At 61.2% G+C, this 18,845-nt stretch carries 20 protein-coding genes; 2 read left to right on the top strand and 18 right to left on the bottom strand.

Features of this window, described 5'->3' with window-relative positions:
• On the bottom strand, positions 1 to 844 hold an 844-nt coding region (locus Q0L57_RS02825; RefSeq protein ID WP_296737628.1), incomplete at its 3' end, for an ABC transporter substrate-binding protein.
• 133 nt (positions 845 to 977) lie between these two features.
• Between Q0L57_RS02825 and Q0L57_RS02820 the strand changes: the two genes are divergently transcribed.
• A complete protein-coding gene (locus Q0L57_RS02820) occupies positions 978 to 2,297 on the top strand; it encodes an amidohydrolase family protein (RefSeq protein ID WP_296737641.1) in 1,320 nt (439 codons plus the stop codon).
• Between the two features lie 75 nt (positions 2,298 to 2,372).
• On the opposite strand, the gene Q0L57_RS02815 is transcribed toward Q0L57_RS02820, so the two are convergent.
• The 4 genes from Q0L57_RS02815 to Q0L57_RS02800 form a co-directional block, all read right to left on the bottom strand.
• The gene (locus Q0L57_RS02815; RefSeq protein ID WP_296737626.1) at positions 2,373 to 3,152 is read right to left on the bottom strand and encodes an amino acid ABC transporter ATP-binding protein; all 780 of its coding nucleotides are present in this window, start codon (positions 3,150 to 3,152) and stop codon (positions 2,373 to 2,375) included.
• A 48-nt stretch (positions 3,153 to 3,200) separates the two neighbouring features.
• Complete coding sequence (locus tag Q0L57_RS02810; protein WP_296737624.1) at positions 3,201 to 3,941, bottom strand: amino acid ABC transporter permease; 741 nt, start codon at positions 3,939 to 3,941, stop codon at positions 3,201 to 3,203.
• Between the two features lie 147 nt (positions 3,942 to 4,088).
• Positions 4,089 to 5,000: an ABC transporter substrate-binding protein gene (locus tag Q0L57_RS02805; RefSeq protein WP_296737621.1), complete on the bottom strand. Its 912-nt coding sequence runs from the start codon at positions 4,998 to 5,000 to the stop codon at positions 4,089 to 4,091.
• Positions 5,001 to 5,058: 58 nt separating this feature from the next.
• Entirely contained in the window at positions 5,059 to 6,276 is a 1,218-nt protein-coding gene (locus tag Q0L57_RS02800; protein WP_296737619.1) for a Xaa-Pro peptidase family protein, read from the bottom strand.
• A gap of 211 nt (positions 6,277 to 6,487) precedes the next feature.
• Between Q0L57_RS02800 and Q0L57_RS02795 the strand changes: the two genes are divergently transcribed.
• Positions 6,488 to 7,408 carry a LysR family transcriptional regulator gene (locus tag Q0L57_RS02795; protein ID WP_296737616.1) on the top strand — a complete coding sequence of 307 codons (921 nt, stop codon included), beginning with the start codon at positions 6,488 to 6,490 and terminating at the stop codon, positions 7,406 to 7,408.
• Here the strand turns inward: Q0L57_RS02795 and Q0L57_RS02790 are convergent.
• From Q0L57_RS02790 to Q0L57_RS02730, 13 genes are all read right to left on the bottom strand, one after another.
• Positions 7,375 to 8,682 (bottom strand): M20 family metallo-hydrolase, encoded by a 1,308-nt coding sequence (locus Q0L57_RS02790; RefSeq protein WP_296737615.1) that lies wholly within the window; start codon positions 8,680 to 8,682, stop codon positions 7,375 to 7,377. The genes Q0L57_RS02795 and Q0L57_RS02790 overlap by 34 nt on opposite strands.
• Before the next feature lie 371 nt (positions 8,683 to 9,053).
• Complete coding sequence (locus tag Q0L57_RS02785) at positions 9,054 to 9,647, bottom strand: HupE/UreJ family protein (RefSeq protein WP_296737639.1); 594 nt, start codon at positions 9,645 to 9,647, stop codon at positions 9,054 to 9,056.
• Between the two features lie 154 nt (positions 9,648 to 9,801).
• Positions 9,802 to 10,644 (bottom strand): urease accessory protein UreD, encoded by an 843-nt coding sequence (locus Q0L57_RS02780; protein ID WP_296737613.1) that lies wholly within the window; start codon positions 10,642 to 10,644, stop codon positions 9,802 to 9,804.
• A gap of 74 nt (positions 10,645 to 10,718) precedes the next feature.
• Positions 10,719 to 11,375: an urease accessory protein UreG gene (gene ureG, locus Q0L57_RS02775; protein WP_296737611.1), complete on the bottom strand. Its 657-nt coding sequence runs from the start codon at positions 11,373 to 11,375 to the stop codon at positions 10,719 to 10,721.
• A 4-nt stretch (positions 11,376 to 11,379) separates the two neighbouring features.
• Complete coding sequence (gene ureC / locus Q0L57_RS02770) at positions 11,380 to 13,092, bottom strand: urease subunit alpha (protein ID WP_296737608.1); 1,713 nt, start codon at positions 13,090 to 13,092, stop codon at positions 11,380 to 11,382.
• 14 nt (positions 13,093 to 13,106) lie between these two features.
• Positions 13,107 to 13,820 (bottom strand): urease subunit gamma, encoded by a 714-nt coding sequence (locus tag Q0L57_RS02765; RefSeq protein ID WP_296737606.1) that lies wholly within the window; start codon positions 13,818 to 13,820, stop codon positions 13,107 to 13,109.
• Between the two features lie 24 nt (positions 13,821 to 13,844).
• Positions 13,845 to 14,531, bottom strand: a complete 687-nt coding sequence (locus tag Q0L57_RS02760) for an urease accessory UreF family protein (RefSeq protein ID WP_296737603.1) — start codon at positions 14,529 to 14,531, stop codon at positions 13,845 to 13,847.
• Positions 14,528 to 14,980, bottom strand: coding sequence for an urease accessory protein UreE (gene ureE, locus Q0L57_RS02755; RefSeq protein ID WP_296737638.1), 453 nt, complete (start codon positions 14,978 to 14,980; stop codon positions 14,528 to 14,530). Before ureE ends, Q0L57_RS02760 begins: the two co-directional genes overlap by 4 nt.
• A complete protein-coding gene (locus Q0L57_RS02750) occupies positions 14,980 to 15,492 on the bottom strand; it encodes an urease accessory protein UreE (protein ID WP_296737601.1) in 513 nt (170 codons plus the stop codon). The genes ureE and Q0L57_RS02750 overlap by 1 nt, the downstream gene beginning before the upstream one ends.
• A 17-nt stretch (positions 15,493 to 15,509) precedes the next feature.
• Complete coding sequence (locus Q0L57_RS02745) at positions 15,510 to 16,211, bottom strand: ABC transporter ATP-binding protein (protein WP_296737598.1); 702 nt, start codon at positions 16,209 to 16,211, stop codon at positions 15,510 to 15,512.
• On the bottom strand, positions 16,195 to 16,917 hold the full coding sequence (locus Q0L57_RS02740; protein ID WP_296737596.1) for an ATP-binding cassette domain-containing protein: 723 nt from the start codon (positions 16,915 to 16,917) through the stop codon (positions 16,195 to 16,197). The genes Q0L57_RS02745 and Q0L57_RS02740 overlap by 17 nt, the downstream gene beginning before the upstream one ends.
• On the bottom strand, positions 16,914 to 17,945 hold the full coding sequence (locus Q0L57_RS02735) for a branched-chain amino acid ABC transporter permease (RefSeq protein WP_296737593.1): 1,032 nt from the start codon (positions 17,943 to 17,945) through the stop codon (positions 16,914 to 16,916). Before Q0L57_RS02735 ends, Q0L57_RS02740 begins: the two co-directional genes overlap by 4 nt.
• Entirely contained in the window at positions 17,942 to 18,808 is an 867-nt protein-coding gene (locus Q0L57_RS02730) for a branched-chain amino acid ABC transporter permease (protein ID WP_296737590.1), read from the bottom strand. The genes Q0L57_RS02735 and Q0L57_RS02730 overlap by 4 nt, the downstream gene beginning before the upstream one ends.
• Positions 18,809 to 18,845: the final 37 nt, after the last annotated feature.

The following is an 18,845-nucleotide window of genomic DNA, read 5'->3' as shown; positions in this document are numbered from 1 at the left end:
TGGCAACGCGGTCGATATCCTGCAGCGGGACCGGAGCGATGAGATCCACTTCGCCGGACAGAAGCGCCGCCACGCGGGTCGCGTCGGAGGCGATGGGCCGGAATTCGACATCGGTCAGATTGTGCTGAGGTTTATCCCACCAATCCTTGTTGACGGTGAAGACGGACTTGGAATCCGGCTCGTAGCTGACGAGCTTGAAGGGACCGGTGCCGTTGGCATGGTTGCTGGCGTAGGTGACCACACCAGTCGACGAATTGCCGGGCTTCAGGGCGTTATGCTCCTCCAGCCACGGCTTGCTGAGGATGTAGACGGCCGCCAGGTCGTTGAGCAGCAGCGGGTACGGGCCCTTGAGGATGATGTCGACGGTGAAGTCGTCGACCTTCTTCGCATCGACCACCGCCGGAAGGTTTTCGCGATTGCGCGAGCCAGGATCGATCTCGCGCAGGATGGTCGCAACGACGTCATCGGCGGTGAAGGGCTGGCCTTCATGGAATTTCACGCCCTGGCGCAATTTGAAACGCCAGCGGGTGGGCTCGACAACTTCCCATGAAGTGGCGAGCGCGGGTTCGAGCGCCAGGTCCTTGTTGCGACGCACGAGCGGGTCGAACACCATGTGCTGCACGCTCTGAGTGAAACTGTCGACCTGGGCGTTCGGATCATACGAGACGACATCGCCGGCTGCGGACCAGCGCAGCGTCTGCGCGAGAGACGGCGTGGCCAACGGCACCAGGACGGCGAGCGTAGCCAAAAGGGTTTTCAGACGATTGTTCACTAACTTCCTCCGGTTCGATACGCACTTGTGATTATTTTTTGGATGCAGTGCGATCCGAATTTGACTATACATATCTTGTATACACTTTCAAGATACCGTAGCGATTTTTTAGCAGCGGCTCTCTCAACAAGCCGTGATCCAACCATCCAAGGAGGCGTTTCCAATGGCTCAATCCCTGTCGATCGAGAACGGCACGGTGATCACCATGGATGCAGAACACCGCATCCTCTCAAGGGGTTACGTCCTGGTGGAGGATGGCCGCATCGTCGCGGTCGGCGAAGGAGCACCGCCCGCTGCGAGCGCGGAGCGGATTGACGCCACCGGAATGGTCGTCATGCCGGGTTTCGTCGATACGCACGCCCATGCGGGACATACCCTGACCAAGGGATTGGGCAGCGAGTCCGAGACGTGGATGAACATTGCCGGCCGCATCTACGCCGAGGCGGTAGACGCCGAATTCTGGGCCGCCGAGGCCGCATTATCGGCTCTGGAGCGAATAAAATGCGGCACGACGACCGCTGCCCTGTTGTTTGGCGGCGGGCCTGACATCATGCGCACCGAGGCGCCGGAGGCCGCTCTAGCCCACCTGACGACGGTCGCCGATATGGGGGCGCGCGAGATACTCGCCATAGGGCCGAACAGGCCGACATCGGATCATGTCTATCGCAAATATACGCGCGACGGCCACGCCGAAATCAGGGTTTCGCCTGAGGCGCAACTGGACGTATGCGCGGAATTGATCGACGCGTTCGGAGCCGGCGGCAATCAGCGGATTGCCGTTTCGCTGCCAGTATTTACCGCGAAGGAACTTGAGCAGCAATCAGTATACAATTTGTCGGATAAAACCAGGAATCTCGCCCGCGAAAAGGGTGTGCTGTTCATTCAGGACGGTCACCGCGACGGCTCCATCGCCGCCAATGCGGAAGCGCTTGAACTGTTCGACGACCTCTCCCTGCTGGCCCACTGCATTGAGCTGACAGAGGAGGACATCGCGGCGCTGAAACGCACAGGTGCGAAAGTCGCGCACAATCCGAGCGCGTTGATGTCGGTCTACGGCCGTTGTCCTGCAACCGAATTGATGGAGAGCGGCATTGTCGTGTCGCTCGGCACCGATGCGGCGGCACCAGACCGCTCGTTCGACATGTTCCGCAACATGTTCCAGGCGCATCGCTATCATGCCCGGCATTTCAAGGACGATGCTGTCCTGCCGCCGGCACAGTTGCTCGACATGGCAACCATGGGCGGTGCGCGAGCCTTGTCGATGGAAAGCGAGATCGGGTCGCTGGAGCCGGGGAAGCGGGCGGACATCATTCTGGTCAACATGCGCCAGCCGCATCTGTGGCCATCGGCGCACCCTGTGCAGCGGCTGGCACGCTTCGCCAGCGGCGCGGACGTGGACACCACGATTGTCGACGGGCGCATCCTGATGCGCGGACGAAAGCTCGTCAGCCACGACGAAGATGCAATCCTGGACCGTGCCGAAAGGGCATTCCGACTGATGATCGAGCGCGCCGGACTGGGATAGGCCAGATCGAACAACGGACAGAGACGAAGGACTGGGCAGCAGTGCCAGGCGGCGAGCGCCATTCTCAACAGACGGCTAGTGCTGGAGCACCGCATCGATGAATGCTTTGACGCGCGGCGTGTTCGGGCTTTTGATCACCTGTTCAGGCGGTCCAAATTCGCCAACGCATCCCTCGTCGACGAAATAGACCGTATGGGCAAGATTGCGGGCAAATGCGATTTCGTGGGTGACGATGAGCATGGTCATTCCGTCCTGGATCAGCGATCTGATCGTGTTGAGCACATCGGCGACCAATTCCGGATCAAGCGCGGAGGTAGGCTCGTCAAACAGGATGGCATCGGGCCGCATGGCCAGCGCGCGAGCGATGCCGACCCGTTGTTTCTGTCCGCCGGATAGCTGCGCCGGATAGGCATGTCTCCTTTCCGCCAAGCCAACCCGCCTCAAAATGCTCTCGGCATTTTCAATGGCGTCCTTCCTTGCCTCACCCAGAACCACCATTGGGCCTTCAATCACGTTCTCAAGCACTGTTCGGTGGTCAAACAGGTTGAATTGCTGGAAAACCATCGGCATTCGCGCCCTCGCTTTCCTGAGATCCCTCTCCGAACGGATTTCCAGGCCCGACGATGCTTCACGGCAGAGCCAGTCCCCGAAGAAGTCGATAGACCCGCCGCTCGGCATCTCCAAGAAGTTCAGGCAGCGCAGGAAGGTGGACTTCCCTCCGCCGCTCGGCCCGATCACGAACGCGGCCTCCCCTCGCTTAACCGTGAGGGAGATGTCCTTGATGATGCGATTGGGACCAAAGCTTTTTTGCAGCCCAACCACTTTGAGCACGTCGTCACGATCCGTATTCGGCATCGCTTCACCCTCAGTTTCTGCCAATGGCGCAAGCTCGATCCTGGATGCTCATCGAGCACCCGAAGCGGAATCGGCCGCAATTTTCTTCGTTGGACTTCTGCTCGATGTCTCGGTCGAAGCCCGGTTTTTGAGATATGAAGGTGTCAAAAAGAGCTCCAAGCGTCGCAATAACCTGGACGCAGTGAAGCTCATAATGAAATAGATCGCCCCAACAACGAGGTATACCCGCATGCTGTCGAAGGTCTGCGCTATGATGATTGTGCCGTTTCGCAGAAGTTCGTTCACGGAAATGAACGATACAAGTGCGCAATCCTTCAGCAGGGATATGAAATATCCAGTAATCGTCGGAATAGCGATCAGGAAGGCCTGAGGCAGGATGATTCTTCGGTATTTGGAAAAAGGCGACATCCCGAGCGATATCGCCGCATCAGTCTGACCGGGTGGAATTGCGGCAATGGCAGCGCGGATCACCTCGGACAAGTAGGCTCCCAGATTGATCGACAGCCCCAGCACGCCAGCCCAAAAGGCCGGAATGCTCAAGCCGATGTTCGGGAGCGTGAAGTAGATGATGAAGAGCTGCACCACCAGCGGCACGTCCCGCCAGATCTCCAGATAGGCCGCCAGCACCCACTGCAGCGCGGGCGGCCCCGAACGGCGCCCAAGCGCCACGAGGAGGCCGATCACCAGTGCAAGCACCATGCTGAGGCATGTGAGTTCGATCGTTACGAGGGCCCCTCGCAGCAACAGGGGAAGATACTGGGGTAGCCAGTTCTGGATGAAATCGATCACTATCGACGTTCCCTAGCCTTGAAGCAGATTACGGCCCTCATCCCGGAGGAAGCCGTGTCTGCGCCGTTACCGGAAGTCCGGTCCCAAAGGAGGCGAGCGGACAGGCGCTTCACCACCGGAAGTCGCCTGTCCGGCCAGATTACCGGTTCACTTCAGAGGGTTTGCGAGAGCCGGATCCCAGACGCCGTACTTCTTGAGTATCTTCTCGTTGGTCCCGTCGGCATACATGTCGGCGATCGCGCCGTTCAGTGCCGCCAGCAGCCTCTCGTCGTTCGATCTGACGGCAATGCCCACAGCGCCCAGCTTGTAAGGAGCCTTGTCTTCCGCGCTCTTCAATTCGGGTTTGGGCTCGTAGAAATACGGACCGGCCAGGACCCGCAAGTCACCCATCGTGTCCTGTTGCCCCTTGAGCGTCGTCTGGTCGATCACGACAGCGTCGACCTGGCCATTGCGCAAGGCCACGAAGGGTTCGCCGAAGGTATTGAAGTCCTTGACCTGGTCGAATGCCCCCTTGTCCGCAAGGTTATGGGCTGTAAGCGAGTCCATCGTCCCGAGCACCGATGCCGCGGTCTTTCCCTTGAGGTCGGCGAGATTCTGATAAGTCGACGACTTCGGGACGATCACGTAGTCCAGGTACATGAAATAGGGTCTCGTGAATTTGGCGTCACCGCCGGTGGCGCGCTCCTGGGTGATGGCCACGCCGGAGAATACCAGGTCCCATCGGTTGCTTTTCAGGCCAGGCAGCAACGTCGTCCATTCGGTGTTCACATACTCGAAGTCCTTAACGCCGATTTTTTGCAGGATGTATTGAAGCATGTCGTACTCGTAGCCCGAGTATGTGCCGTCCGGGTTCTGCCAGATGATCGGCTTCAGCCCCATGATGCCGACACCGACCTCCAGTTTGCCGCGAGCACGGATGTCATCGAGCGTGTCCGCCCTGGCGTGGCCGGCGGCTAGGCCGACCAAAGCTGCTACCGCCGAAAGAGCCGTCAGAAATACGCTGGCCTTTTTGTGCACTTCATTTCCTCCCATTGCGCCGCTCTGCGGCTGTTCATTCACGTCCTCGCCTTGCGGCAAAGCGCTCCCCATTTCGAATTGTCGTGGCGGTTCCCGCCGTTTATCGGGGCCACATCTCGGCCAGCACCTCGCAGCCGTCCTCGGTTATCAGGACGTCCTCCTCCATGTTGAAGACGCCGCAGTCGGTGAGGATTGCGGGCTCGAAGGCGATCGTCATGCCTGGCTGCAAGACAATGTCGCTGCCTGCGTCGATGGAAGGCTGCTCTGCCAGTTCCAGGCCTATGCCGTGGCCGCATCTGCCGATGTCGAAATTGTATTTGAAGCCCGAGTCTTCGTAGGCCTTGCGGATGAACGCCATCACGTCCCGCGCCCGTAAGCCCGGCCGCATGTATGCGAGGGCCTTCATATGGATGGTTCGGGCCAAGTCGGCGTATCGCTTGTGATCGTCGGTGGGACCGCCCACCACGGTGAAGGAGGACATGTCAGAGCAATAGTCGCGATAAATCGCCGAAAGGTCGCACCAGACCAATTCGCCCTTCTTCACCTTGCGATCCGTCGGCAGTTGGCAGAAACGGTCATAGGAACCATTTCCCGCCAACGCACTGACGTAGTTGAACTTGTCCGCACCATGGCGCAGCAATCCCTGCGCGATGGCGCGAGAGATCTCGCGCTCGGTCATCCCTTCCTCGACCAAGGGGAGGTTCTCGCGAAGACTACGCGCGGTTATCTGCGCCGCCTCGCGGATCCGCTCGATCTCGCCCGCGGACTTGGTCATCCGCAGTTGCCAGATCAGATCGGCGGCGTCGACGAACTGGGCATCCGGCAGGTTGTATTTCAGTTGCTGGAAATCGGCGTAGGGCATCCCCAGGTGCAGTTCTCGAGAGAACTCCATGCCGATCCTCAGGTTTTCCAACCCCTTCTCGCGCAGGACGGATTCGAGCAAGCTCGTGTCGAATGGCAGGGAAACCCAGGATCTGATATCCTCGATCCACGAGTTCGCAGCGGCGTTCCCGTAGTCGGTGAACTGAACGAGAACCGTCGGATCGCCGCCTCGCGGAAGTATTATGATGAGCGGCCTGACATTCCCATATCCTCCGGGGATTCCGGCCAGTATCGATGTGATCCCACCAAAATAATTGACGTTCTGGTGATTGGTTACGATAATAGCATCTATAGACTTTGCGGCCATCAGGATTTGTAGCCGCTCAAACCTCTCCTGATATTCTCTTGGAGAGAATTTTCCTGACAAATTGTGCATCGTGTCTTTTAAATTCTTTTCCATAATTCCCATTTCATTTTCCAGTTTGAAAATGATCATCAAAGATGTGGAACCAATATGATCATATGTCAGCCGAAAGCGATCCGAAAAAATCGGATACTATTTGCCGAGCCAAACTTTAGTTGATCTACCCTATGCGAAATTTTTCTGTATCCGGCCGAATTCTTCGGCCGTTACATTCGACTTTACGTCATTCACTTTTGGCCTAAAATATCTTAGCTACAAAGGTTGGTTTGAGGGTTCCCAAACTATGCAATCGTCCATCGGGCATCTCGGCGAGACCGACATCCGGCTTCTGCGGGTCTTCGTGGCGGTGGCGGAGGCAGGCGGGCTGGCAAAGGCGCAATCGGCCCTTAACCTGAACCTGTCGACGATCAGCGGCTACCTCACTCAGATCGAAATGCGGCTGGGCGTGAGCCTATGCCAGCGCGGTCGCCGGGGGTTCGCCCTCACCAACGAGGGCGATGCGGTCTATGCGGCCAGCAAGACGCTGCTGGCCGCCCACGAGACATTCCGGTCCACGGTGGGCAGCCTCCATGGCGACCTCGTCGGGGAGCTCCGCCTCGGCGTGGTCGACAACATCGTGTTCGACCAAACCCTGCGGCTGGAGGAGACCATCTGGAGGTTTCAGCAGCGTCACAGCCGGATGGTCATCCACCTGTTCACCCTGCCGCCCAATCACCTCGAAAGCGCGCTGTTGGAAGGGTCCGTGCATGTTGGCATCGGACAGTATTTTCGCAAGCTGCCCGGTATCCGGTACGAAGACCTGCATTCCGACCCGCTCACGCTTTATTGCGCGCACAGGCATCCCTTGTTCCAGCGCGCCCCCAATGACGTGACGCTCGACGATCTGGAGGCCGCGCGGTTCGCCGATCGGGGCTATATCGAATCCGACCGGCTGGGCGAGAGCCGCCCGAAATTTCAAGCGGCATCCGTGGGCTACAGCGCGGAGGCAATCCTCATCCTGATCCTGTCGGGGGGATTCATCAGCTATCTGCCCCGCAACTATGCCACGCCCTGGGTCGAAAAAGGAATCCTACGGCCAATCCTGCCGAACGGGCTTACCCTCGACGCGAAGATCTCCATCGCGACGCCGAACATTGCCAAAACGCCGCCCGCCGTGAGGGCTTTTGTCGATCAGATCAAGGCCGGGGCCGCGATAGCCGCATGAGCGTCCGTCCTCTCGGCCAGGGCGAGGATCACGTCGAACAGGACGTTTGCGCCAGCGATCATGTCGGCAGGCTTCGCGTGCTCGTCCTCATGGTGGCTGACCCCATCCCGGCAGGGAATGAATATCATTCCCGTCTTGGTCAGCGTGGCCATGTTTGCCGCATCATGGGTGGCTCCCGACAGCAGCGTTTCCACGGATAGTCCACGGCGCCGCGCTCTGCCGGTAATGAGATCGCAGATACCGGGATTGAAGACCACCGGCTCCAGACTGATGAGCGGCTCGACCGCAACAGCGCATGGCGACGCTTCGCGCGCGGCCACCGTCGATATCTTCGCATCATACTCGGCCAGCCGCCTGGGGTCGGGATGCCGCAGATCGACCGTGAAGGACGCCTTTTCCGGTACGGTGTTCGGCGCGCCGGGCAAAACCCGCATACGCCCTATCGTGAAGCGCGTACGCCCGTCGTCGTCGGCAAATTCCGCAGTCAGTCCGGCAGCGATCCGGCAGGCGGCCACGAAGGCATCCTTGCGCATATCCATGGGGGTCGTCCCGGCATGCGCGGCTTTCCCCGTGACATCGATGCGGTACTGTCGAACACCCTGCACGCCGCTAACGGTCCCTATCCGTACGCCTCTGTTCTCCAGGATCGGTCCCTGCTCGATATGCAACTCCACATAGAATGCCGGGTCCAGGCGAGGTCGAGGCATCGGCGCCAAGCCAAGTTTTTCGAAATAGCGCTGCAACTGCGGACCGAACACGGCGCCGTTCTCATCGACCGAATTGAGAGCCTCATCCAGGCCAAGCCGGCCGATACGAACCGCCGAGCCCATTGTGACGGGAGAAAAACGGGACCCCTCCTCGTTCATCCAGATTGCAAGCTCAATCGGTCGCCTCGTTTCAACGCCATGGCGATCCAGGCTGGCCAAGACCTCCGCCCCGGCGAGGACGCCGAGCGTCCCGTCAAATCGCCCTCCATTGGGTGGGCTATCCAGGTGAGACCCGGTCATGACCGGACTGGCGTTGGGGTCCTGGCCCGCCCTAATGATGAAAAGATTCCCGACGTCATCGACCTCAATCCGGTAGTGTGACTGCCTGAACCAGGACATCACCAATGCATGAGCATCCGTATCGGCATTGCTGAGCGCCCCGCGGTCGACCCCGCCTGTCGGGGTTTCACCGATCCTGGCCATTTCCATATGCCGTTCCAGCAACCTCTCCTCACAGATGCCCCACCCCTCAGAATCCGCCCTGCCGTCCGATTCTACATCACTCAAGTCAGATCTCCCGCAAGTTAAAAATGGTCAAAAATCGCTGAGACCATAAATATAAAATCTTGTCTATTCAATAATTCAGAAAAACTACTTAGTTTTATGAAGTGGAAAGTACCATTTGGGTTTTTCGGAAGTAATCTGCTTGCTCTGGATGTCGATGCTTGAAGACCTGGACAGTGCCCGCAGCGCTCTGCAAATGGGTCTCGGTCGGCGCTGCCACCCACGGCATGGGCGTCGGCTAAGCCGGCGACCGCCGTTTCGTAACCGGCCGAGACACCATGGCGAGATCCTACGCGGCACCTCCCTTCGATTGGGGAGGCGCCTCTTGTTTCGCGGCTACCGGCCGCGAGCGATACGACTTCAGCGAGATTGGCTCACATCGCGCCCAGGATAATGCCGGTTCCGGCGACGGCGGTAAGGCTGCCGACAACGCGAAACACAAGATTCGCACGTTTCCCGGCATTGCGGTCAATCGCAGCAGCAAGGCCGAGGCCAATTGCGTGCAGAAATGCCGTCGCAGCCACGAACCCGACACCGTAGTCCAGACCCGCCACCGTCTCGGGAATCTCGGCGCCATGCGCATAGCCGTGGAAAATGGCGAAGAGCCCTACCAAGGCCATGGCGGCGGGTATCGCCAACCCTAAACCGAGCGCGACCGCTCCACCAAGAACGACCACCGAGAGCCCGATACCCAGCTCCATCATCGGCAGCCAGATCCCGCTCGCGCCAAGCACTCCGCCGAGCGCCATGATCGAAACGAAGGACGCCGGCACCAGCCAGAGCGCTCGTCCGCCGATACGGCCTGCAAGCATCCCTACCATCACCATGGCCAGGATATGATCGAGGCCGGTCAGCGGATGCATGAAGCCCTGGCCGAATCCTGTAAAACTGCCATGCCCGGGATGGGCGAGCGCAACACCGGGCATGAGTACGAGCCCGGCAGTTGCGACAGCAATCGCGGTTTTCAACGTGTGTCTGGACATGTGATCCTCCTCCAGAGTTGCCGGCGGTCAGCCGTAGATTTGTCGAGCCCAATGCAGCGCATATTGGCAAGCGCCGTTCCCGTTGCCTCGTCGGTGCTTCGCTGCCTGGCGCGGCGGTACCGGGAGCAGCAGCGAGAGCTCATTTGCGCCGCTCGGCCGGAGCGTGTCCGAACGCGGCCCGGACAACGGTGGAAAAGAGCGCGTCGCACAGACGCCGGATGGAAATCGCCTCGCTTGCCAGGCAACGCAATCCCCATCCGGCGGCGCTTGGGAGCTGTGTGACGCCGAATATGACACCGCTTGAGCCTCTTAGGGCCTCAAGCGCCGGCCGATCGGGCAGACGCTCGGCCTCACCGACGATCAGGATGTTGGCAATCAGGCGCCAATGCCCCATCGGAGAGGCCGGACCGCTCAGGGCGTTGCCTTCGACTTCGATGCAATCGCGGACCATCAAACGGCCGGCGCCGTCACGGATGCCGACATCGGAACGAAGCCGGGCAAAGGGACGAGACTGTCCCCGTGGATCATGCATGGCAAAGGCGTCCGACAGCATCAGCACCGCGCCCGCCTCCAACCGCGCGTCGACCGCGAATTCGCAGGCCGCTCCGGGAAACAGCACGAGGGGATCGGGTGTCAAAGCCAGGAAGCTGTCTTCGGCCAGCGTGATTGAAGTGGCTTGGCATGCGGGTTCGCCGTAGCAGTCGTGCACCACGGTGGCTGCCTGCGTGGTCACGTGGGCCGCTGCCAAACGTCCCGCGGTGTAGCGACTCGAGAGCTTGTCGCCGCGGTAAAGCCCGCCCGAGGACGATTGCTGGTAGACCGTCAGAAGCGAAGGGATCGTCCCGTCGAGCCGGAAAGGCCGTGTCATGTGGAAGGGATAGGACACGAACTGCCGCCCGACTGCCGTGCGTTTGCCATCACGCACGAAATCAAGCTCGAAACGACCATTCTCGCGCCGAGCAGCCTTCGATTGCAGCGGCACATGGCCCGCGGGCCCGCCCTGTCGTAACGGGGGTTGCAGGGAGCCGTCCGAAGCGGCCGGGCGCCAGATGCTATTCATCGGAACAAGACACTGGCTATGATGCGATCCGCGACCGCATCGACGCCAACGCCGCCGCGGCAGTTGGTCAGGGCCATGGGCCGGCCACGCCGCGCGTTTGTCGCATCCCTCGTCATGCCGTCGAGATCGACGCCGACATGCGGGGCAAGGTCGGTCTTGTTGATGACCAGGAGGTCGCATTTCAACACGCCCGGCCCGTTCTTGCGCGGAATGTCGTCGCCGCCGGCAACGTCGATGACAAACATCCACCAGTCGACCAGGTCGAGCGAGAAGGTTGAAGCCAGATTGTCGCCCCCGCTCTCGATCAGGATCAGCTCCACATCGGGGAAGCGCGCCTCCAGTTCGTCGGCGGCGGCAATGTTGAGCGTGGGGTCCTCGCGAATGACCGTGTGAGGACAAGCTCCGGCCTCCACGGCCGACACACGGTTGGGATCGATCAAGCCGGAGCGGCGGATGCGCTCGGCGTCTTCGGCGGTCACCAGGTCATTGGTGACCACCGCCAGCGATACGCCGCGAGCTCCGAAGGCTGGAATGAGGCGCTCGATCAGCGCGGTCTTGCCCGAGCCGACAGGACCGCCGATGCCTATCCTCGCCGCCCCGACGCGTGATGCGGATGGCTGGACTGGAGAATGCGCTGTGTCTCTGATGTCCATGGCCTCACCTCAGCATGTAGCGCTGCGCCAGCGGCAGTTCCTCGGCCGGTTCGCAGGTCGCCAGTTCACCGTCCACGAACACGTCGAAGCTCTGCGGGTCGACCCGGATGTCGGGGCAGGCATCGTTGCGCAGCATGTCCTTCTTGGTCAGCCCGCGGCTGCCTTGAGACGGCAGCAGAGCCTTGGAAAGACCCAGTTGCCGCGCAAGCCCGCGCTCGATCGCGGCCGGGTTCACGAAGCAGGCCGAGAGCGCCTGCTTCGCACGCCCGAACGCGCCCCACTGCGGGCGCAGCAGGAGCGGCTCACAGGTCATCAGCGAAGCCGCGCTGTCGCCCATCGCGCCCCAGGCGATGAAGCCCCCCTTGATGACCAGTTCCGGCTTGATGCCGAAGAAGGCAGGTCGCCACACGACGATGTCGGCCATCTTCCCGTCCTCCAGGGAGCCGATGTGATTGGCTATGCCGAAGGTTCGCGCGGCGTTGATGGTGTACTTTGCCACATAGCGCTTGATCCGCTCGTTGTCGCCGAAGCCGTTCCTTTCCTGCGGCAGCCGGCCTCGCTGCTTCTTCATCTTGTCCGCCAGCTGCCAGGTCCGGCAGACGACCTCGTTGATGCGGCCCATGCCCTGGCTGTCAGAGCCCAGCATCGATATCGCGCCGATGTCGTGAAGGATGTCCTCGGCGGCGATCGTCTGGGCGCGAATGCGACTCTCGGCGAAGGCTACATCTTCAGGGATCGCCGGATTGAGATGATGGCACACCATCGTCATGTCGAGGTGTTCGTCGAACGTGTTGACGGTATATGGATTGGTGGGATTGGTTGATGACGGCAGGCACCAGGACACGCCGGCTACCCTGATGATGTCCGGGGCATGGCCGCCGCCCGCGCCTTCGGTGTGATACATGTGGATGGTGCGGCCGCCGATCGCGGCCAGTGTGTCCTCGAGGAAGCCGCTCTCGTTCAGCGTGTCGGTGTGTATCTGGACGGGAAAATCCATCTTGTCGGCGACACTCAGGCAAGTATCGATCGAGGCCGGCATCGTGCCCCAGTCCTCGTGCAGTTTCAGGCCCAGGCACCCTGTCTCGATCTGTTCGACCAGAGAGGCCGGATGGTGCGAGTTGCCGCGTCCCAGGAAGCCAAAATTGATCGGCCACTGCTCTGCCGCCTGCAGCATCTTGCCGACATTGAAGGGGCCACCGCAGTCGATGCCGACAGTGATCGGCCCCAGCGAGCCGCCAAGCATCGTGGTGATGCCCGAGGCAATCGCATGTTCGCACAATTGCGCGCTGTCGAAGTGCACATGGACGTCGATCGCGCCCGCCGTCGCGATCAGCCCCTCGCAATCGCGCACCGTGGTTGCCGCCGACACGATGAGGCGCGGATCGACGCCGTCCATGATGGCCGGGTTCCCAGCCTTGCCGATACCCACGATGCGACCTTCGCGGATGCCAAGATCGCCTTTGACGACCCCCAGAACCGCATCGACGACGGTGACATTGCACAACAGGAAGTCCAGCGCGCCCTCTGCGCTGGTCACGCCGGCGGCAAGGCCGGCACCGTCCCGCAACGTCTTGCCGCCGCCGTGCAGGCATTCATCGCCATAGACGGCGAAGTCCTTCTCGATGACGGCGACCAGCGAGGTGTCGCCCAACCGGAACCCATCGCCTACGGTCGGGCCGTACATCTCGGCATAGGCGCGGCGTGACAAGGTAGCCATGAGCAGTCTCCTCCTTAGGCGCCGCGAAAGCCGGCGGCGCGGGCTCTTTCGACCGCCGCGTCGCGCGCGTGCGCGTCGTCGCCGCGACCGCCTTGCGACAGACCGTTGAGCCCGGAGAGCTCCTGGCGGCCACCGAAGGTCGTCAAAACCACCTGCTTTTCCTGGCCCGGCTCGAAGCGGACCGCGGTGCCGGCCGCGATATCGAGACGCATGCCGAAGGCTTTCGCGCGGTCGAAATCGAGCGCCCGATTGACCTCGAAGAAGTGATAGTGGGAACCAATCTGGACCGGCCGATCGCCGGTATTGACGACAGTCAGGGTTTCTTTCCTGCGTCCGGCATTCAGCTCGATCTCACCCTCGCCAACGACCAGCGCGCCGGGCTCCACCTCTTCATCGGCCTCTTCGCGGTCCGTGCCGACGGTCGCGGGACGCAACGGTTCATGGACGGTTACCAGCTTGGTCCCGTCGCGGAACGTCGCTTCGACTTGCAGCATCGGCAGCATCGCCGCAACGCCAGGCATCACCTCCTCACGGCTCAGAACCTGGGAGCCGGCAGCCATCATCTCGGCCACGGAGTGACCCTCGCGCGCGCCCTCCAGGATGAAGTCGCAAATCAGCGCCACGGTCTCCGGATAGTTCAGGAGCAAACCCTTGGCGCGCCTTTTGCGGGCCAATTCGGCGGCGGTGTAGATAGTCAATCGTTCAAGCTCGGTTGGCGTCAGCAGCATGAGGTCCGCTCCTCTCTGGTTGGCTTAGTTGGAAAACAACCGCTGACCCGACGATCCGTGCAGCGCGACGGCGATTTCCGCCAGCGGGACAAAGGACCTGATCGGTTCATCCGGATCTACTTCCTGGTCAAGCGCGGCTTCCACCATCGGAAGCGAGCGACTGATCGCTTCCTGGGCATCGATCGCTCCGACCAGCCCGAGGCGAACCGCCGCCGCCGCCAGGGAGGCGGCCACCTGATAGCCGCTGATCGCCACGGCCGTCGTTTCATCGAGACCCAAGGCGCCCCAAACCAGACCCTGCACGATGCAAAGATGGCCGAGCGCGCGCCCTTCGCGAATCCTCGCCCGGTAGGCCGCCGCCCCGGCGGTGCCCCTGCGCGCGTGCGTTGTCAGCAACGCAACCCCGTTGCGTCGCGATCCCACGCGAAGGCCTTCGACAAGGGTCGATGCCTCGACCTCGGCATCGAGCTCGGCAAGCTTGTTCGGATCGTCCCGGATCCGGTGCGCGCGCGCCAGCGCCGGCCGGTCTGCGATTGCCCAGCGATGCCGGAGCTGCGCCGTAACGAACCCTTCAAAATCAAAGGGCCCGAGCGCCGCGGCAAGTTGCGATGACGCCTCCAGCCCTTGCGAAAAAGCAAAGCTTCCCGACGGAAACTGGCTGTCGCCGTGCTGAAGCGCCAACAGAAGCGAGGCATGATTTGAAGGGGTCATTCAACCTCCTCCGAAACCGTCACCCGGCCGACTGCGATCAAGGGGGCGATGCGCGCCTTGTAGACGTCTGCCTGTCCCTCGACGGCGACCAACAAGTCCGTACCTTCAAAGCGGACACGCCAATGCAGGTTGCCCGCGTGATAGCCGAGTTCGAGGGCGTCGGCCGCGGTTCGCGGACAGACCCGCAGCCAGTGCTGTTCGTCGGAATGGACGACGATGGCGCGACCTTCGCCGATCATCAGAATTGCTCCGTCGAAGAGCTTCTGGTCGCGCGGCAGTGCAATCGCGACCTCCTCCCCCCGATCGGTGCGCGCCCTGAGCCGATGACGGTCCATGTCGGCAGTGCCTATGGTCACATATTCGACCAATCCGTCATGCTCGAGGTCGTGCAGAAGGTGATGGAACGCGTCTTCGTGCCGGTCACCCAATATGCGTTCTAGCAGCAGCATCACTTTCCCTTCCCACCGTTCGGCGCCGAGACACCGTGTTGCCTGCCCTCGCCGATGAAGCTCACGTCCCCGCGGTCCAGCACGTGGCGAAGCCGGTCGAGGACATGCCTGGTGCCGAATTCCCCAGCCACGTAGAGGTGATCGCCCTCGAAGCGCACCGGCCAATGCATGTTGCCGGCGCAGTAGCCAAGCTCGAGTCCGGCGGCTGCGTCGCGCGCGCGAAAGATCAGCCAGCGTTCGGGCTCGGCTTTGACGACGATGGCCCGGCTGTCTTCGATCATCAGCACGGCCCCATCAACAAGCCGTTGGGCGCGTGACAGCGAAATCGTGCATGGCGTGCCGCGGTCTGTCTTCACGGTGAGACTGCGGCTCGCGATTTCCTCCTTGTCGAGAATGATAAATTCGACACGTCCCTCGTGATCCAGAAGATGCAGCTTTCTGCTGATTTCCCGATCCGTCGCCAAACCTACAATCGCGTCCAACATGACCATCGGAAGCTCTGCCATCGTCATGACCCGAGACCTATCGACTAGATCCCAAGGTGTTCATCGACCACCTCGCGCTGGTAGAGCTGGGATGGCTCCAGCTCGGCGACAAACACCCCCTTCTGGATAATCTTCACGCGGTTGGCGAGTTTCCTGATGAAGCGGATGTCCTGCTCCACCAGAATGATCGCCAGCCCAAGTTTCTTGTTCAATTCGGACAGCTTCTCCACGATGAGATCGCAGATCGATGGCTGGATCCCTTCTGTGGGCTCGTCCAGGAGGATGAGCTTGGGGCGTCCCGCGAGGCAGCGAGCCAGCGCGAGGATCTGCTGCTGGCCGCCTGACAGTCCGCGGCCCGGCCTGTCCAGCAAGTCCTTGAGCACCGGGAATTGCTCGAGCAGCTCCGGAATGGCGCTCTCCCCGCCGCGCATGATCTCGCCCATGCGCAGATTTTCCAGAACCGACAGTTGGGGAAAAATGTCGCGTCCCTGCGGCACGTAGCCGATACCGGCAAGCGAACGCTCGGAGGCCGCGGCGCGTGTCAGGTCGCGACCCTGGAAGGCAATCCGCCCCCGCGTCGTCTTGATATGGCCGGCAAGCGTGCGCAGCATTGTCGTCTTGCCCATGCCGTTGTGGCCGAGAATTCCGACGATCTCGCCAGGCTTCATGGTCAGATCGATACCGTGCAGGATCGGAATTCGACCGTAGCCGGAATGCAGGTCGTTGATCTCAATCATCATCGTCATGGCCCAGATAGACTTCACGCACCGTGGGATTGCCCTGGACGTTTTCCATGGTGTCCTCGACTAGGACTTTTCCCTGGTGGAAGACCGTCACAGTCTTTGCGATTTGCTTGATGAACTGCATGTCGTGTTCGACCACCACTATTGCAGCGGTCTTGTTTGCCTCCCGGATCAGTTCGGCGGTCTTGTTGGTTTCGTCGGCCGTCATGCCCGCGGTCGGCTCGTCCAGGAGGATGAGCTTTGGCTCCATCGCAACCACCATGGCGAGTTCCACCCATTGGCGCTGGCCATGCGCGAGATTTGCGACCAGGCTGTTGGCCAGGTGGGTAAGAGACAGCCGTTCCATCACTTCCCTGACCATGGCGGCCGCGCGCGCCTTGCCGTGGCGTGAACGCGCCGCGACCGAAATGTTTTCCGTCACGGTAAGGTTGTTGAAAACGTCCGGCACCTGGTTCTTGATGCCGATGCCCATCTGGCAGACCTGATGCGGTTGGGCCGCGGTAATATCCGCGCCGCCAAAAAATATCTGGCCCGTCGTGGGTTTCAGTTGCGCGGTGAGCATCTTGAAGAACGTGCTCTTCCCGGCGCCGTTTGGACCGATCAGACAGCGTAGTTCGCGCGGCGCGAGGCGAAAGTCCACGTTTGAAACCGCGACCACGCCGCCGAAGCGCTTTTCGAGCGCGCGCGTTTCCAGAACGAATTCGGTCACGACACGCTCCTTTCCCGCATTGCGGCCATCGCCGGGCGACGCACGAAGGCGCGCTGCGAAAGAGCGGCGATCATGGGCACGATGCCCTTGGGCACGAGCAGCACGAAGCCGATAAGAATGGTGCCAAGCACCAGGTTGGCGTTGAGGTATTGCTGGGTGCCGAGTTGCGTCGAGAGCCACTGGACCAGGAAGCATCCGACGATCGGGCCGAGCAGCGTTCCGGTGCCACCAACGATTACCCAGATAATCACTTGAGCGGATTGGGCGAGATTGAAGACGTCCGGGCTGATGAACATTCCCCAGTTGGCGAACAGGCAGCCCGACAGGCCGGCAATTCCGCCCCCCAGGGTGAACGCCGCGAGTTTGTAGAAACGGGCATCATAGCCGAGCAATTCCGCGCGGCGCTCGTTTTCACGAACCGCGACCAATACCTGCCCGAAGCGGCTCTTCAGCATCAGCCGCAGGCCAAGATAGACGGCCAGCAGCGTGAGACCCGAAGCGTAGTAGAGCCCGTCGAGAGAAAGGATCGTATCGGGCGAACCCGGCAGGTTGAGGGGCGGAATTGCCGGAATGCCGTTGTAGCCGCCGATGGGGGCGCTACCGATCGTATACTCCGCGCCGGATGTGGAGCCCATCAACTTGTAGAGGATCAGCGTAACCGTCAGCGTGATCACGCCAAAATAGACATCCGTGATCCTGGCATAGAACAGGAAGTACCCCAGAAAGGCGGCAAACAGCGCCGGCACCACGATGGAAAGCACCAGCGGGACAGTGCTGTCGCCCATATTGATTGCAGCGATGGCGTAGGCGTAGGCCCCGAGGCCGAAGAATGCCGACTGGCCAAAGCAAAGAATGCCGCCATAGCCCCAGATTACGCCGAGGCTCAGCGCCAGGATGGCCAGGATGACGTAGGACGTCAGCTCGATGATCAGGACAGGATCGGCGAGCAATGGAATGGCGAACAGAATTGCCAGTCCCACTATGGCGGCGCCTAGCAGCCCCCAGGTTCCACCGGGCATGCCGCTCATGATGACCTCCTGAAGAAACGGCCGGTGATGCCTTGCGGCATAAAGCGCAGCAGCACCACGGCTGCGGCCAGAAGGGCCACCTCGCCGATCACCGGAGTTGAAAGGAATGTTACGATCTGATCGATGGCGCCGAACAAAACCGAAGCCGAGACGGTGCCGGCCAGCACCGCCGGACCGCCGCCGATCACTGTGATGAAGGCCTTGGCCACGTAAGCGGCGCCGATCGTAGGGACGATACCGGTAACGGGCGCCATGACGCCGCCGGCCAACCCGGCTAGTCCGGCGCCAATCCCGAACGTGACGGCGTATACGGTCGGCGGGCTGACCCCGAGCGACGCCGCCATTTCGGGGTTCTGCATGGTGCTTCGGGCAATCAGCCCATACTTCGTGAAGCTCATGACCGCCCAGATCGCCGCGAACACGGCGGCGGCGATGAGCACGATGATCAGCGAGTATGCCGCGATGCGATAATTCCCGACCTCGAGTGAGCCCGCGGGCGCCGAAATGCCTTCTGTCGTGTTGCCGAAGATCGTGGTCGTGATGCCTATTAGGAACAGGCTCAGGCCCCAGGTCGCGAGCATTGTGTCGCGCGGGCGCCCATAGAGGAATCGGATGATGGCGCGCTCTATGACGACACCGATCAATCCGACAACGATGGGGGCAACGACCAGGACGGCCACCCAGATGTTGATGCCTGCCTTGTTTGCGACGATCGCGGCGTAGCCGCCGAGCATCAGGAATTCGCCATGCGCCAGATTGATGACCCGCATCATGCCGAAGATGATCGCGAGGCCGACGCTGATCAGCGCAAGGCTCGCGACGGCCCTCAGGGCCTCGAAGGAAAGAACGGTGAGCAGATCCATAGTCAGCACGACCTCTGAAGGGTCGCCGGGCCCCCAG

Origin of the sequence: Mesorhizobium sp. (assembly GCF_024509055.1) — a bacterium.
GTDB lineage: Bacteria > Pseudomonadota > Alphaproteobacteria > Rhizobiales > Rhizobiaceae > Mesorhizobium.
The sequence above is the reverse complement of the archived record's forward strand: the minus strand, read 5'-3'. Positions and strand labels throughout refer to the sequence as shown.